12 protein-coding genes are annotated in these 16,240 nt (G+C 58.9%); 3 read left to right on the top strand and 9 right to left on the bottom strand.

All coding sequences use genetic code 11. From position 1 onward, the window contains the following. Positions 1-84: 84 nt before the first annotated feature. Positions 85-3,630 carry a pyruvate:ferredoxin (flavodoxin) oxidoreductase gene (gene nifJ / locus MTP40_RS00060; protein WP_117534299.1) on the bottom strand — a complete coding sequence of 1,182 codons (3,546 nt, stop codon included), beginning with the start codon at positions 3,628-3,630 and terminating at the stop codon, positions 85-87. Positions 3,631-3,975: 345 nt separating this feature from the next. Here nifJ and MTP40_RS00055 point away from each other — a divergent pair, with 345 nt between their 5' ends. The 3 genes from MTP40_RS00055 (at position 3,976) to MTP40_RS00045 (ending at position 6,106) form a co-directional block, all read left to right on the top strand. Further along, the gene (locus MTP40_RS00055) at positions 3,976-4,527 is read left to right on the top strand and encodes an NUDIX domain-containing protein (RefSeq protein WP_156059237.1); all 552 of its coding nucleotides are present in this window, start codon (positions 3,976-3,978) and stop codon (positions 4,525-4,527) included. Further along, complete coding sequence (locus MTP40_RS00050; RefSeq protein WP_249259610.1) at positions 4,524-5,228, top strand: RluA family pseudouridine synthase; 705 nt, start codon at positions 4,524-4,526, stop codon at positions 5,226-5,228. The genes MTP40_RS00055 and MTP40_RS00050 overlap by 4 nt, the downstream gene beginning before the upstream one ends. Positions 5,229-5,425: 197 nt before the next feature. Then, positions 5,426-6,106, top strand: coding sequence for a GntR family transcriptional regulator (locus tag MTP40_RS00045; protein WP_227622724.1), 681 nt, complete (start codon positions 5,426-5,428; stop codon positions 6,104-6,106). An 81-nt stretch (positions 6,107-6,187) separates the two neighbouring features. Here MTP40_RS00045 and MTP40_RS00040 read toward each other — a convergent pair whose 3' ends face one another. From MTP40_RS00040 to dnaA, 8 genes are all read right to left on the bottom strand, one after another. Further along, positions 6,188-6,772: a manganese efflux pump MntP gene (locus tag MTP40_RS00040; protein WP_249259609.1), complete on the bottom strand. Its 585-nt coding sequence runs from the start codon at positions 6,770-6,772 to the stop codon at positions 6,188-6,190. Positions 6,773-7,091: 319 nt separating this feature from the next. Continuing rightward, complete coding sequence (gyrA, locus tag MTP40_RS00035; RefSeq protein ID WP_249259608.1) at positions 7,092-9,656, bottom strand: DNA gyrase subunit A; 2,565 nt, start codon at positions 9,654-9,656, stop codon at positions 7,092-7,094. Between the two features lie 12 nt (positions 9,657-9,668). After that, positions 9,669-11,663, bottom strand: a complete 1,995-nt coding sequence (gene gyrB / locus MTP40_RS00030; protein ID WP_098924008.1) for a DNA topoisomerase (ATP-hydrolyzing) subunit B — start codon at positions 11,661-11,663, stop codon at positions 9,669-9,671. 56 nt (positions 11,664-11,719) lie between these two features. Beyond that, positions 11,720-11,971, bottom strand: a complete 252-nt coding sequence (gene remB, locus MTP40_RS00025) for an extracellular matrix regulator RemB (protein ID WP_005929118.1) — start codon at positions 11,969-11,971, stop codon at positions 11,720-11,722. Positions 11,972-12,058: 87 nt separating this feature from the next. Further along, the gene (gene recF / locus MTP40_RS00020; protein ID WP_154277233.1) at positions 12,059-13,180 is read right to left on the bottom strand and encodes a DNA replication/repair protein RecF; all 1,122 of its coding nucleotides are present in this window, start codon (positions 13,178-13,180) and stop codon (positions 12,059-12,061) included. 3 nt (positions 13,181-13,183) lie between these two features. Beyond that, positions 13,184-13,399: an RNA-binding S4 domain-containing protein gene (locus MTP40_RS00015; RefSeq protein WP_005929126.1), complete on the bottom strand. Its 216-nt coding sequence runs from the start codon at positions 13,397-13,399 to the stop codon at positions 13,184-13,186. Positions 13,400-13,410: 11 nt separating this feature from the next. Beyond that, positions 13,411-14,517: a DNA polymerase III subunit beta gene (gene dnaN / locus MTP40_RS00010; RefSeq protein WP_249259607.1), complete on the bottom strand. Its 1,107-nt coding sequence runs from the start codon at positions 14,515-14,517 to the stop codon at positions 13,411-13,413. A 400-nt stretch (positions 14,518-14,917) separates the two neighbouring features. Beyond that, positions 14,918-16,240, bottom strand: coding sequence for a chromosomal replication initiator protein DnaA (gene dnaA, locus MTP40_RS00005; RefSeq protein WP_005929139.1), 1,323 nt, complete (start codon positions 16,238-16,240; stop codon positions 14,918-14,920).

The following is a 16,240-nucleotide window of genomic DNA, read 5'->3' as shown; positions in this document are numbered from 1 at the left end:
CGCAGTAATCGCCAGTGCGGAGCAGCCGTCTTGCGGACTAGGGTGCCGCTGCGGCCATTGCCAGCCATTGTTCAGAAAACAGGATTACTTGTACAGCTCGACCAGACGGGTCAGGTGCTCGTAACGATCGTTTGCAACCTGCTCGTTGCGTGCGAACAGAGCCTTTGCACGCTCGGGGAATGCACGGGTCAGGCGGCTGTAACGGGTCTCGTTTGCCAGCAGTGCCTGATACTTCTCGGCATCCACAGCCTTGGAGGTCAGGGTGAAGGGGTTCTTGCCCTGAGCCTTGTTGGCGGGGTTGAAGGTGAACAGGTTCCAGTAACCAGCCTCAACTGCCTTCTTCATCTCGTTCTGGCAGTTGGTCATGCCGCCCTTCACACCGTGCAGCTCGCAGGGAGCGTAGCCGATGATCAGAGAGGGGCCGGGATAAGCCTCAGCCTCAGCGATTGCCTTGACAGCCTGGTTCATGTTAGCGCCCAGAGCGATCTGAGCAACATAGATGTAACCGTAGGTCATTGCGATCTCGGACAGGCTCTTCTTGCTGATCTCCTTACCAGCAGCAGCGAACTGGCAGACCTCACCAATGTTGGAAGCCTTGGATGCCTGTCCACCGGTGTTGGAGTACATCTCAGTATCGAAGACCATGACGTTGACATCCTCGCCGGAAGCCAGGACGTGATCCAGGCCGCCGAAGCCGATGTCGTATGCCCAGCCGTCACCACCGAAGATCCAGACGGACTTCTTGGCGATGAACTCCTTGCTCTTCAGGATCTCAGCGGACTCGGTGCAGCCAGCGGCAGCAGCCTTCTCCAGCTCAGCGATCAGAGCCTTGGCGGGTTCGTCGTTTGCCTTGGTGTTGTTCTTGGTCTCCATGAACTTGTCGAAGGCAGCCTTCAGCTCAGCGGAAGCCTTGTCAGAACCAGCAACCTCAGCAATGCGCTTGATCAGGTTCTCACGAACGGTCTTCTGGCCGAGGTACAGGCCCAGACCATGCTCAGCGTTATCCTCGAACAGGGAGTTGCACCATGCAGGACCATGGCCGCTGTCCTTGTTGACGGTGTACGGAGAGATGGAAGCGGTACCACCCCAGATAGAGGAGCAGCCGGTAGCGTTGGAGATGTACATCTTCTCGCCGAACAGCTGAGTGATCAGGCGAGCGTAAGAGGTCTCGGCACAGCCTGCGCAGGAGCCAGAGAACTCCAGCAGGGGCTGGTTGAACTGAGAACCAATGACGGTGTCATCAGCAAACTTGCTGGGCTTCTTGGAGATGTTGGCCACGCAGTAGTCGAAGACTGCCTGCTGATCGGCCTGGCTCTCCTGAGGAACCATAGCAATTGCCTTGGTGGGGCAGACGGTGACGCACTCGCCGCAGCCCATGCAGTCCAGAGGAGAAACAGCCATCACAAACTTGTACTCGTTTGCGGGGCGGTTGTCGCGGCTCTTGGTCTGAGCAGGAGCAGCTGCCAGCTCGTCAGCGGTCAGCTGGAAGGGACGGATGGTAGCATGAGAGCAGACGAATGCACACTGGTTGCAGCCGACGCACTTGGAAGCATCCCACTCGGGAACGTTCACAGCGGTGCCGCGCTTCTCGTATGCGGATGCGCCCTGCTCCCACTCGCCGTTTGCATTTGCAACGAAAGCGGAAACGGGCAGGCTGTCGCCGTCCATACGAGCGATGGGCTCCATGACATCACGGATCTGCTTGACCAGCTCCGGACGGCCGGTGAGAGCCTTGGGAGCGGGATCAGCCTCGGGGTTGGACCAGGAAGCGGGAACGTCGACCTTGTGGATCGCGTCAACACCAGCATCGATGGCCTTCCAGTTCATCTCAACAACGTCCTGGCCCTTCTTGCCGTAGCTCTTCTGAGCTGCCTGCTTCATGAAGTTGACAGCGTCCTCGATGGGCATAACGTCAGCCAGCTTGAAGAAAGCGGACTGCAGGATGGTATTGGTGCGCTTGCCCATACCGATCTCGATAGCCTTATCGATGGCGTTGATGGTGTACAGCTGAATGTTGTTGTCAGCAATGTACTTCTTGGCCTCAGCGTTCAGGTGCTGGCCCAGCTCCTCATCGGTCCACTGGCAGTTGATCATGAACACGCCGCCGGGCTTGACATCCTGGACCATCTTCATGCCCATGTGGATGTAAGCGGGGTTGTGGCAGGCCACAAAGTCAGCCTGGTTGATGTAGTAGGGGCTGCGGATGGGCTTGTCGCCGAAACGCAGGTGGCTGATGGTCACGCCGCCGGTCTTCTTGGAGTCATACTGGAAGTATGCCTGAACATACTTATCAGTGTGGTCGCCGATGATCTTGACGGAGTTCTTGTTTGCGCCGACAGTACCGTCGCCGCCCAGACCCCAGAACTTGCACTCCTTGGTGCCAGCAGCTGCGGTGATGGGAGCGGGCTTGACCTCGGGCAGGGACAGACCGGTGACATCATCGGTGATGCCCAGGGTGAAGCGCTCCTTGGGCTGATCCTTCTCCAGCTCCTTGAACAGAGCGAAGATGGAGGACGGGGGAGTGTCCTTGCTGCCCAGGCCGTAACGGCCGCCGGTCAGGACGACATCGTTCATGCCGGCCTCACGCAGGGTAGCAGCAACATCCAGGTACAGGGGCTCGCCCAGGGAGCCGGGCTCCTTGGTACGATCCAGAACTGCAACCTTCTTGGCAGTCTTGGGCAGGACCTTCAGCAGAGCGGAGGACACCCAGGGACGGTACAGGCGGACCTTGACGATACCGACCTTCTCGCCCTTGGCGTTCAGGTAGTCGACGACTTCGTCAGCAACGTCGCAGACAGAGCCCATAGCGATCATAACACGGTCAGCATCGGGTGCGCCGTAGTAGTTGAACAGATCGTAGTTGGTGCCCAGCTTCTCGTTGATCTTGGCCATGTACTTCTCGACCACTGCGGGCAGTGCATCGTAAACGGAGTTGCAGGCCTCACGGTGCTGGAAGAACACGTCGCCGTTCTCGTGGGAACCGCGCATCTTGGGGTGCTCGGGGTTCAGAGCCTTGGCACGGAACTCCTCAACAGCCTTCATGTTGCACATTTCCTTCAGATCAGCGTAGTCCCACTTCTCGATCTTCTGGTACTCGTGAGAAGTACGGAAGCCATCGAAGAAGTTCAGGAAGGGAACCTTGCCCTCGATTGCTGCCAGATGGGCAACAGGGGACAGATCCATAACTTCCTGCACGCTGCTCTCGACCAGCATTGCGAAGCCGGTCTGGCGGCATGCCATAACGTCGCTGTGATCACCGAAGATGTTCAGGGACTGGGTAGCAACGGTACGTGCAGAAACATCGAACACGCAGGGCAGCTGCTCAGCAGCGATCTTGTACATGTTGGGGATCATCAGCAGCAGGCCCTGAGAAGCGGTGAAGGTGGTGGTAACAGCACCTGCACCCAGAGAGCCGTGCACAGCGCCGGCAGCGCCGGCCTCAGACTCCATCTCGACGACCTTGACCTGGTTGCCGAAGATGTTCTTCTGACCAGCTGCGGACCACTGGTCCACAGAGTCAGCCATCGGAGAAGACGGGGTAATGGGGTAGATAGCAGCCACGTCCGTGTAGGCGTATGCTACATGAGCGGCAGCGGTATTGCCATCCATGGTTTGCTTTGCTCTAGGCATTTTTCTTCCTCCATTGTTCAGAATTTGGTACCTTTTGCGCGGGGCAATCGCGCCCCGCTGGGGCCGGAGAACCCCAAAAGGCACTATTGCTCATATATTATATTAGCAAATTCCGCCCTCAAAGTAAATGCAAACCCACTGGCAAAACGCAACAAAATTTCAAGAAATTTTTTGGTGCTTTTTTACGCTTGTGTTTTTTGTTGCATCTAACCTGACAGATTATTAAGAATCCGGCTTTTTTGCTGTATTTTTCTTAATTTATCCTCAATTTTGAATTGACAACCGGCGCTTTGTTGCCGTAAACTTGAACCAGCATCATTATCATCTGGAAAGGACGCAAATACGATGGACGCTGCACATTTTGAAAAGACGCTCACAAGTGAGGTGCTGTTCGAGGGCCGGGTGGTCACCCTGACCAAAGATACCGCCCTTTTGGAAAATGGAAAGACCGCCACCCGCGAGGTGGTCCACCACCACGGCGGGGCCTGCATCGTGCCCTACTTTGAGGACGGCACCATCTGCATGGTGCGCCAGTTCCGCTACGCTATGCAGCAGGAGCTGTGGGAGCTGCCCGCCGGCAAGCTGGAAAAAGGGGAGGACCCCTTTGAAGCCGCTAAGCGGGAGCTGGAGGAGGAGTGCGGCCTGACCGCCGACAAGTACACCTCCCTGGGCGAGTTCTACCCCACTGTGGGCTATGATACCGAGATCATCTACACCTGGGTGGCCACCGGTCTGCACGAGACCCGGATGCATCTGGATGCGGACGAGTTCCTGACCCCTGACCGGGTGCCGCTGGCCCAGGCCTATGAGATGGTGATGCGCGGCGAGATCAAAGACGGCAAGACCATTGCAGGCGTGCTCAAGCTCAAGGCCCTGTTGGACGAGGGCAAGCTGTGAACATTCTCTACGAAGATACTGCCCTTGTGGTGCTGGACAAGCCCGCCGGGCTGACCAGCGAGGAGGGCGTGCCCGCTGCCCTGCGCCAGCGGTGGGGCAGACCGGATGCATACGTTGGGGTCATCCACCGGCTGGACACCGGCGTTTCGGGGTTGATGGTCTATGCCAGAACACCCGGAGCCGCAGCGGCTCTGACAAAACAGGTGACGGAGAGCCAGCAGGCTTATGCCATTCTGGACGGCAGAGTAGAGGCTGGCCCCGGTGCACCGGCACAGCCCTGCTTCCTTAAAACATACCGGGCCGTGATCGCAGGCGGGCCGGACGAAGCGCTGCCACCCGAGGGCATCCTGCGGGACTATCTGTTCAAGGACAGCCGGAAGGGCCGGGTCTTTCCGGTAAAGCGCCCCCGCAAGGGGGTACGGGAAGCCGTGCTGGAATACCGCATCGTGGAGACGGCACCGGACGGTTCCCTGAGCCTTGCGGAGATCACGCTCCACACCGGGCGGACACATCAGATCCGGGTGCAGTTTGCCTCCCGGAAGCACCCGCTTTACGGAGACGGCAAATATGGCAGCCGATTCAAAGGGGACATTGCCCTGCAGAGCGCAGGGCTGCGCTTTGTGCACCCGGATACCGGCAAACCCATGGCCTTTTCTCTGCCCCTGCCCGCCGCCGCACCGTGGAAGGAGTTTTTGGAATAAGGCTGTTGCACATGGTCAGCATCTTCGCCCTCTCCGTCACCTGCGGTGACACCTCTCCCAAAGGGAGAGGCCTTGGCAAAAAGATGAAGTTTGCGTGGACTGCCAAGGGCTCCCACTTTGGGGGAGCTGGCATCGCGTAGCGATGACTGAGAGGGCGAGCCCGCTAAAGGAATAATCATTTCAACTAGGTGAGTGATATGGAACAGCAATACAAGACCGACGCTGAAATTTACGCTGTACTGGAGCGGGAGATCATCGACCTGACCCTGCGGCCGGGCAGTTCATTGAGCGAAAACCCGCTCTGCGCCCGCTTTGGGGCACCGCGTTCCATGATCCGGGTGGTGCTGCAGCGGCTGCAGGAGAATGGGCTGGTGAAGATTGTGCCCTACAAGGTCACCACTGTGACCCGGCTGAACCGTGAGATCGTGGATGAGCTCATCTACGAGCGTACCGCCGTGGAAGCCCGCGTCCTGCGGGACTTCTCGCCCAAGTGCACGCCGGAACAGCGGGCGCTCATCCGGCGGCGGGCCGATGCCTACGCCGCGCTGGCCCGCGCCGAGGAAATCGACTACAACAAGCTCTATGAGGCAGACCGCCTTCTTCACGAGACATGGTTTGCCGCCATGGGAAAAATGTATCTGTGGCGCACCTTACAGAACGCCCACGCCGATTACAGCCGCTTCCGGATGCTGGACACCATGACCAGCGGCGGGCTGGACGAGGTGATCGCCGACCACCAGAACATCATTGCCGCCATTGAGCGGTGTGATCTTGCCGCCTTTGAGCCGCTGGTGGAGCGCCACCTCTACGGCGGCATCCGGCGGCTGGGCTCTAAGCTCACCGAGGAATATGCCGACTACTTTGAGCCGGAAAAATAATGCACCCTTAAAAATGTTCCACGGGGAACAAAACCGGCACAGCGCCTGCCTGACGCTGTGCCGGTTTTGTTTGCCCCTTTTTCAGAAGAACACGCCGGAGATGAAAATTTCCAGCCCAATGCCGATGAGGATGACACCGCCCAGCACAGAGGCCTTGCCGGAGAGCTTTGTGCCGAACTCTTTGCCGATGCGCAGGCCCGCCATGCAGAGGAAGAAGGTGACGACGGCAATGATGCCGGAAGCCGTCAGCGCCATCAGCCAGCCATACTCCGCAATGGTAAAGCCGACCGAGAGGGCATCAATGCTGGTGGCCACGCCCTGCATAAAGAGGGCACCGGCACTCAGCGCGGCGGCTTCCTCGGTTTCCTCGCCCCGGATGCCCTCGATCAGCATCTTGCCGCCGATATAGCCCAGCAGGGCAAGGGCGATCCAGGGAATGAATGTTTCGAAGGAAGAGAACATCTCCACGATGGTATGGACGCAGACCCAGCCTGTCATGGGCATCACGGCCTGAAACACGCCAAAGGTGCCCGCAATGATGCACATCCTTTTTCGGGACATGCCGGGGTCATGCAGACCGTTTGCCATCGAAACCGAAAACGCGTCCATGGCAAGGCCCACGCCCAACAGTGCACTGTTGAGAAAAAACAAAAAACTCCATTCCATAACTGAATGCCTCCTGAATCTGACCAAAATTACGGTGCGGCAAAAACAAAACCCGAGATCGGCGCGCGTGCACGTCCGGTCTCGGGTCATTTTTTACAAATGAACTCCATGTGTTGGGCGTGGTACTCCGCACCATAACACATGAGTCTCGCAAATGAAAGCAAGCCAGACAGCAGTGCTGTCATTGTGTTGACTTGCTGCGCCGTCTGCAAACAGCGCCTGCTACTCCCCCATGGGATTTTGTGATTGTTTCGTTAGTCTATCATATTTTCTGATAGAAGTCCAGGCTAACTCTTTTATTTTATCTGACAGGAGAGGCTCAATCCTCAGCCGGTGCCTCGGAGGCGGAGGCCTCATCGGCAGCTTCCATGGCGGCCAGCTGCTCTGCGGTGGGCTCATCGCCCTCCTCAGCCTCTACCGTCTCGGTCTGGGCTTCATCGTCGTGGTCGGTACGGGCCAGGACCATGACCTTATCATTCTCGCCCAGACGCATGACACGGACACCGGAGCCGTAACGGCTCTGCACCGGGATCTCATTGGCGTGCAGGCGGATGATGATGCCCTCCTGGCTGCTCAGCAGCACGTCATCCACATCGTCCACGATCTTGACCGCGGCGACCTTGTCCTTGGAGGCATCGTAGTTGCGGATGCCCTTGCCGCCGCGGGCGGTGATGCGGTAGGTGTCGATGTCGGACCGGCGGCCCTTGCCGTTCTCAGTCACGGTCAGGATGGTGGCGTTCTCACGGCAGATGCAGACACCCACGACCTCGTCGCCCTCGGCCAGCTTGATGGCGCGCACGCCGTGGCCGCTGCGGCCCATGGGACGGGCATCCTCCTCATTGAAGCGGATGGCCTGACCGTTGCGGGTGGCAACGATGAGCATATCGTGGCCGGAGGTCAGTCTTGTCCAGGCCAGCGCATCCCCCTCGTTCAGGGCAATGCCGATCAGGCCGCTCTTGCGGATGTTGGCGTACTGCTCCAGCGGGGTGCGCTTGATGAGGCCCTGCTTTGTGACCATGGTCACGAAACCGCCCTCATTGGCCGTATCCTTGCTCTGGCAGAGCATGTTGGTGACCTTTTCGCCCTCGGCCAGCTGCAGCAGGTTCACGATGTTGGTGCCCTTGCTGGTGCGGCTGCCCTCGGCGATGGTGTAGCCCTTGATGCGGAACAGGCGGCCCTTATCGGTAACGAACAGGACATAATCATGGGTGGAGCCCACGAACATCTCCTGCACGATATCCTCTTCCTTGCGGGTCATGCCGGAGATGCCGCGGCCGCCGCGCTTCTGGGCCTGATAAGTGGCCTTAAGCTGGCGCTTGATATAACCGGCCTCGGTCAGGGTATAAACGCACTGCTCCTCAGCGATCAGATCCTCGATATCCACCTCGCCGGTCACGGTCTCGATCTCGGTGCGGCGGTCATCGCCGAAGCGGCGCTTCATTTCCAGCAGCTCGCTCTTGACGATCTCGAGCACGCGGGCATCATCGGCCAGGATCTCTTCCCAATCCCGGATCTTGGCGTTCAGGGAGCCCAGTTCTTCCTCGATCTTCAGGATCTCCAGACCAGCCAGACGGCCCAGCTGCAGCTTGACGATGGCATCTGCCTGCGGGTCATCAAAGCCGAACTGCTCCATGATGGCAGCCTTGGCCTCGCTCATGCCGCCCTTGCAGGCACGGATGGTGGCAATCAGCTCATCCACAATGTCGGTGGCCTTCTTCAGGCCTTCCAGAATGTGGGCGCGTTCCCGGGCCTTTTTCAGGTCATACTGGGTGCGGCGGCGCACCACCTCGTCCTGGAACTCCACATACTTCTGGATCATCTGCTTCAGGGTCATCACCTTGGGCACCTTGTGGTCGATGGCCAGCATGATGACACCCACGGTATCCTGCAGCTGGGTGTACTGGTACAGCTGATTCAGGACGACCTGGGGGTTGGCATCCTTGCGCACATCAATGACGATGCGCATTCCCTTGCGGTTGGTCTCATCGTTCAGGTCACTGATGCCCTCGATCCGCTTTTCCTTGACCAGGTCGGCAATGTTCTCAATGAGACGTGCCTTGTTGACCATGTAGGGGATCTCGGTCACGATGATCTGGGCGCGGCCATTCTTCTTTTCCTCAATGGTGGCGCGGCCGCGCAGGGTGATCTTGCCGCGGCCGGTGGCGTAGGCAGCACGGATGCCGCTGCGGCCCATGATGATGCCGGCGGTGGGGAAATCGGGGCCCTTGATGTGCTCCATCAGGCCGGGCAGGTCGATGTCCGGGTTCTCGATATAGGCCACACAGCCGTCAATGACCTCGCTCAGGTTGTGGGGCGGGATGTTGGTGGCCATACCAACGGCAATGCCCTGACTACCGTTGACCAGCAGGTTCGGGAAACGGCAGGGCAGAACGCTGGGCTCCTTCTTGGTCTCATCAAAGTTGGGGTCCCAGTCAATGGTATCCTTGTCGATATCGGTCAGCATCTCCACGGCCATGCGGCTCATGCGGGCCTCGGTGTAACGGTAAGCAGCCGGGGGGTCGCCATCCACAGAACCAAAGTTACCCTGACCATCCACCAGCGGGTAGCGCAGGGAGAAATCCTGTGCCAGACGGACCATGGCATCGTAAACGGATGCGTCGCCGTGGGGGTGGTAGGAGCCCAGCACCGCACCAACGGTGTCGGCGGATTTGCGGTATGCATGGCTGGGGTCGTTGCCGCGCTCATGCATGGTGTACAGGATGCGGCGGTGGACAGGCTTCAGGCCGTCGCGCACATCGGGCAGGGCGCGGGACACGATGACTGACATGGAGTAGTCCAGGAACGCGGTCTCGATCTCCTTCTTGACATCGCGGATGATCTTTTTGGTACCGCTGCCCGGTATCATCACATAATCTTCTTCCATTGTTTCCTCCAATTACACATCCAGCTTCGCGTACTGGGCGTTGGTCTCGATAAAGCGGCGGCGAGGCTCCACCTGGTCGCCCATCAGGATGGTAAAGGCTTCATCGGCCTTTTCGGCATCCTCAATGGTGATCTGAACGATGACGCGGTTATCGGGGTTCATGGTGGTCTCCCACAGCTGTTCGGGGTTCATCTCACCAAGGCCCTTATAGCGGTTGACCTTTGCGCCGGGCATCTCCTGCGAGAGGATGGCCATTTCCGCATCGTTGTAGGCGTACTTGATGGTGTTGCCCTTCTGCACCTTGAACAGGGGCGGCTGGGCGACATAGACATGGCCCTGCTCGATGAGGGGGCGCATATAGCGGAAGAAGAAGGTCAGCATCAGGGTGCAGATGTGAGAACCATCGACATCGGCATCGGCCATGATGAACACTTTATCATACCGCAGCTTGGAAATATCGAATTCCTCGCCGATGCCGCAGCCCAGAGCCAGCACCACGGGCATCAGCTTATCGTTGCCGTAGATGCGGTCCGCGCGGGCCTTTTCCACGTTCAGCATCTTGCCCCACAGGGGGAGGATGGCCTGAATGGCGGAGTCACGGCCCATCTTGGCGGAGCCGCCTGCAGAGTCACCCTCGACGATGAAGATCTCGGTGCGGGTGGGGTCTTTTTCACGGCAGTCGGCCAGCTTGCCGGGCATCCGGCTGGTCTCCAGCGCGCTCTTGCGGCGCACCAGCTCCCGGGCCTTTTTGGCAGCGGCGCGGGCGCGGGCTGCCTGGGTGGCCTTTTCAAAAATAGCCTTTGCCACGCCCGGGTTCTCCTCAAAGAACTCCATCAGCTTGGTGTACACCATGTTGGAAACAAGGGTGCGGATCTCGGTATTGCCCAGCTTTGCCTTGGTCTGGCCCTCGAACTCTGCCTCCTGCAGCTTGACGGAGATGACGCAGATGAGGCCCTCGCGGACATCGGAGCCGGAAAGGTTCTCGTCCTTATCCTTCAGCAGGCCGTGACTGCGGCCGTAATCGTTGAACACACGGGTCAGGCTGGTGCGGAAGCCCTCTTCATGGGTGCCGCCGTCCGGGGTGTTGACGTTGTTGGCAAAGCTCAGCAGCAGTTCGTTATAGCTGGAATTATACTGCAGTGCGATCTCGGCCATGCCCCGCTCGGTCTGGCCCTTGAGGTAAATGACATTGGGGTGGAGCACCTCCAGATTGCGCTTTTCGCCCAGATAGGTAACAAAGCTCTTGATGCCGCCCTCATAGCACATGACCTCGGTACGGTAGCAGGGGTCGCCCTCCTGGCCATCCTCCAGAACGGGGGTATAGAGCTCCCGCTCATCGGTCAGGGTGATCTTGACACCGGCATTCAGGAAGCTCTCCTCGCGCAGGCGCTTTTCCAGCGTCTCGAAGTTATAGACGGTGGTGTCCTTGAACATCTCGGGGTCGGGCTTGAAGGTAACGCGGGTGCCGGTGACCCCCTCGGCCACCGTGCCCAGACACTTCAGGGGGCCGTCCGGGTCGCCGCGGCGGAAGGTCTGCTCGTATTCATGGCCGTCGCGGCGGACATTGACCGTCAGCCACTCAGAGCAGGCGTTGACCACGGACGCGCCGACGCCGTGCAGACCACCGGCCACCTTGTAGCCGGAGTTCTCGCCGCCGAACTTACCGCCTGCGTGCAGGATGGTATAGACGACGGTGACGGCGGGCAGACCGGTATCGGCCTGGATATCCACGGGGATGCCGCGGCCGTTGTCGGTGACCTGAATGATGTTATCCTTTAAGATCTTGACCTCAATGTGGTTGCAGTAGCCTGCCAGCGCTTCATCAATGGCGTTGTCCACGATCTCGTAGACCAGATGATGCAGGCCCCGCTCACCGGTGGAGCCGATATACATGCCGGGACGCTTGCGCACGGCCTCCAGACCCTTCAGGACCTGGATCTCGCTGGCATTATACTCATGGTCGGTCGCGGTTTCCACATTGGTGCTGGTGATGATTTCCTCTGCCATATCCTTTCTCCCTTTACTTGATATTTTTTCAATCGATTGGATCGTTGTTGATTTTTTCAGAACGACATTTCGGTGCGCCGCTTCATGGCCGCGCTGGACAGCTCCGAAAGATAAACGGTGTCCACAGGGGCATCGGCCAGAACATAACACTGGGGCAGGTCATCCGAAAGGCTGACCACGGCCCCATTCTTCTGGGCATAGTTGAGAAATTCCCGCCCCCGGGGGGAGACGGTGGTGGTCTCCAGATTGAAGATGCCGATGATATCACGGTCATTCAGGACATAGTCCCGGCCCAGATGGATATACATTGCGTATATTCTCCCGCAGATGCAGACTGCATATTCTGTCGCATTTCCCGCATTCTATGCAATGCAGCGATGCAACATTTCTCCATTTCAGATTTTACTCAGGACACCGCCGTTCATGCGGTAGACCTCGCCATCCGTTTTCAGGAAGGCTGTGTCGTCACAGCTGGTGACGAAGGTCTGCTTTTCCCGCATCCGGGTCAGCAGATACTGCTTGCGGCCATCATCCAGCTCACTGAGCACGTCGTCCAGCAAGAGGACGGGATGCTCCCCGGTGATGGTAGCAGCGGCGGCGGCTTCGGCCATTTTCAGGCTGAGCACCACACTGCGCTGCTGCCCCTGGCTGGCAAACACTCTGGCGGGCTGGCCGTCCAGCAGCAGTTCCAGATCTTCCCGGTGGGGGCCGCACAGGCTCTGCCCGGCCCGGACTTCCTCATTCTGGCGGGCTTTCAGCAGGGCTGCCAGACCACCCGGCTCAAACTGGGCGGCATACCGCAGCTCCATCCGCTCCGCCCCATGGGAAAGCTCCTCGTAATTGGCGCAGGCCAGCGGGGCCAGCCGTTCCAGGTAGGCCCGCCGCCGCTGCTGGATGGCTTCCCCCTGCGCGGCAAGCTCGGTGTTCAGCACCTCGAGCAGGGCCATTTTTTCGGCGTAGGGACGTTCCTGCCCGGCAGGGGAGCGGCGCAGCAGCGCGTTTTTCTGCTGCAGGGCCCGCAGATAGCGGCGGTACACGGTCAGGTAGCCGGGGTAGAGCTGGCAGAGGGCGGCATCCAGAAATTTGCGCCGCCCCTCGGGCGCTCCCTTGACCAGGCTCAGGTGGCCGGGGTCGAACACGACAGCCGGAAAACTGCCGGCAAGCCCTGCCGCCCGCCTGGGTGCTGCCCCGTTCACCGAGGCGTACCGCCCGGGCCGCTGGGAATCCGGGGTGCCCACCGTCAGCCGGACACGGTTCGGCTCGTCAGGCTCCTGTTCCTCCTGCTGTGCCCGGAGCGTGGAGGCTTCCAGCACGGCAAAGGGTTCGCCCCGCCGCACCAGCTCTGCATCCTTGCCGCCCCGGAAGCTCTTGCCGCCGGTCAGCAGCCAGATGGCCTCCAGCAGGTTGGTCTTGCCCTGGCCGTTGTTGCCGCAGATCACGGTCAGCTCCCGGCCCGGGGTCAGGCTTGCCGATGCGATATTGCGGTAATTCGTTACTTCTAAGGAAAGCAGGCGCATGGTTTACTGGCCCTGTCCCACTTCCACGGTCTGGCCGTCCAGCTCGACGACATCCCCGGCGCGGCACTTTTTGCCCCGCATGGTGCAGACCTCACCGTTCACCTTGACAGCACCGCCCTGCACCAGCTCCTTGGCTTCGCCGCCGGTCTCACACAGGCCCGCATATTTCAGCAGGGCATCCAGCTTGATAAATTCCGTATGGATGAGAATTTTTTGCATTTTTATGCCTCTCAATCATTTTTGAAGCGGACAGGCAGGACCAGATACAAAAAGTCGCTGCCCTCGGTAGGCAGAACCTTGACCGGGCTCAGCGGGCCGCTGATCTCCAGTTTGACCTGCTCGGTGCGGGCGTTGCGCAGGGCATCCAGCAGATAGCGGTTGTTGAAACCGATCTCCACCTCATCGCCCTCGCACTGCGCGTTGAATTCATCCACCACGCGGCCCAGATTGGTCTGGCAGCGGACCACCACTTTACCCTCTGTAAAACTGATGCGGAGGGGATTTTTTAAACGCTCTGTAATGATCAGGGAGGCGCGCTCGATGGTCTCGATGAACTCCTTGGTGTCCAGAACCACGCTGGTGCGGCTGCCATTGGGGATCACGTTGTGGTAGTTGAGGAACTCGCCCTCGATCAGGCGGCTCATGATGGTGTAACCGGCGGTGGTGAACACCACATAGCGGCGGTTTGCGGAGATGTGCACGGTCTCCTCGTCGTCGTTGGCCAGCAGATGGGAGACCTCGTTCATGGTCTTGCTGGGCACGATGATGCGGATCTCCTTTATGGCTTCCACCGGCCGCTCCACAATGGCCAGACGGTAGCCGTCCAGCGCAACAACGGTCAGCTTATCCGGCGAGATCTCAAATAATTCACCGGTATGCGCAGGTTTTTTTTCATCCTGACTGACGGCGTACAGGGTGCGCTCGATCATATCACGGAGCACACCGGTCTTGATGTTCAGGGTCTCCTCGGCACCGGTGTTGGGCAGCTCGGGGAAATCGGTGGGGTTCATAGACTGGATCTCGAACTGTGCCACACCGCTCTGGATGGTGGTTTTTCCGTTTTCGGCAGATTGGATGTTGATCTGGCCGGAAGGCATCCGGCTGACCATACTGCTGAGCAGCTTGGCGTTCAGCACCACCTCGCCGGGCTCTTTGACATTGGCATCAATGGTGGTCACGATGCCCATTTCCAGGTCGTAGCCGGTCAGGGTGAGCTGGAAGCCTTCGGCTTTCAGCTGGATACCCTCCAGTACCGGGATGGTGGAGCGCAGGGTAACAGCTTTGGAAACGCCGTCAATGGCTGCACTCAGCAGGGTCTTATCGCAGATGATGTTCAATTGCGCGTCTCTCCTTATTTTGGATTCAAGTTTTGAGGTTCTTTCTCCCATGGAACAGGGACAAACCCTCCAAATCTATATTGAACTTGTTGTAGTATTCGTAGTAGGGGCTGGGGAAGATGTGGAAAAGTCGGAAAATGTGTGGAATGGTGCGGCTCCATGGTTTTCCACCGGATTGTGAATGCAGTGTGAAAGGCTTGTGGAAAGGGCTGGAGCTGCTTTTCTTTCCACGGCGGGTGTGCAAAACAGAAGTTGAATGTTGAAAACTCGGTGGAAAGAGTGGAGAACTTTGTCGTCTGAACACAATATCTTGTTCTGTTTTCCCGGATTACCCTGCATTTCTCCCCATATTTGGGGTTTTATCCCCTGCGAGAGTATGACTTTTGCCCCTGTTTTCCCGTCAGGCCTTGACGTTCTTGATGATGTCGCTGACGGTTTCACGCAGGTGCTGGTCGTTCTTCATGTCCCGCTCCATGGTCTTGAGGGAGTAGACGATGGTGGAGTGGTCACGGCCCGAGAACTCCCGGCCGATCTCCTCCATACTCATGCCGGTGACCTCGCGCAGGATATAGATCGCCACGCGGCGGGCGGATGCAACGTTTGCGTTCCGCTTGGTGCCCCGGATGTCGGCAGGGGAGACGTTGAAGGTGCGGGAGACCTCGCCCACGATCTTCTCGATGGTCACGGGCACGGGCTGGGTCTCGTTGAGGATGTCCTTGATGGCGTTCTGTGCCACGCTGATGACAGGCTGGATGCCCTCCAGCATGTAGTAGGCGTTCAGTTTTTTCACTGCGCCCTCCAGCTGGCGGATGTTGTTCTTCAGGTGGTTGGCGATGAATTCCGCCACATCCTCGGGCAGATCCAGGTGGAGCAGCTCGGCCTTGCGCTTGACGATGGCCACGCGGGTCTCGAAATCAGGCGGCTGGACATCGGCGGTCAGGCCCCACTCAAAGCGGGTGCGCAGTCGCTCTTCCAGGCTCTTGATCTCCTTGGCCGGGCGATCAGAGGCGATCACGATCTGCTTGTGGGCATCGTGCAGGGAGTTGAAGGTGTGGAAAAACTCCTCCTGGGTGGATTCCTTGCCGGCGATGAACTGGATATCGTCCACCAGCAGCAGGTCGGCCACGCGGTACTTCATCCGGAAGTCCTCGGTACTGCCGGCGCGGATGGCGGCGATCAGCTCGTTGGTGAACTGCTCGCAGGTAACGTACATGATAACGAAATCGGGGTGGGTGCGCTTGATCTCGGTCTGGATGGCCGTGAGCAGATGGGTCTTGCCCAGACCGGAGCCGCCGTAGATGAACAGTGGGTTATAGGCTCCGGAGGGGTTGGCCGCAACCGCCTGCGCCGCAGCAAACGCAAACTGGTTGGAGGGACCCTTGATGAAGTTCTCGAAGGTGAACTCGTAATTGCCCTGGGGCGAGGCGGGGTTTGCCTCGTACTGCTGGGCCAGCACCACCTCATGGGGCGGGGTGCTGGGCACCACCAGCGTGATGTCCACGTCAAAGCCCAGCACGGTCTTAAAGGCCTCTTTCAGCAGGCCGAGGTAGCGGTCGGTGACGATCTTGCAGATGAAATCGTTGCGCACCGACAGGGTGATATGGCTCGAGTCCTCAAAGCTGATGGGCTCAAGTCCGTCGATGTAGAGATTATAGGTCGGCTCGGCCATCTGCGTTTTGCAGTATGCCTGGGCGGCCTCTAAAACGTCCTTGAAAGAATCCAT

Source organism: Faecalibacterium sp. IP-3-29, from assembly GCF_023347335.1.
GTDB lineage: Bacteria > Bacillota > Clostridia > Oscillospirales > Ruminococcaceae > Faecalibacterium > Faecalibacterium duncaniae.
This window is presented reverse-complemented; position numbering and strand designations above follow the sequence as displayed.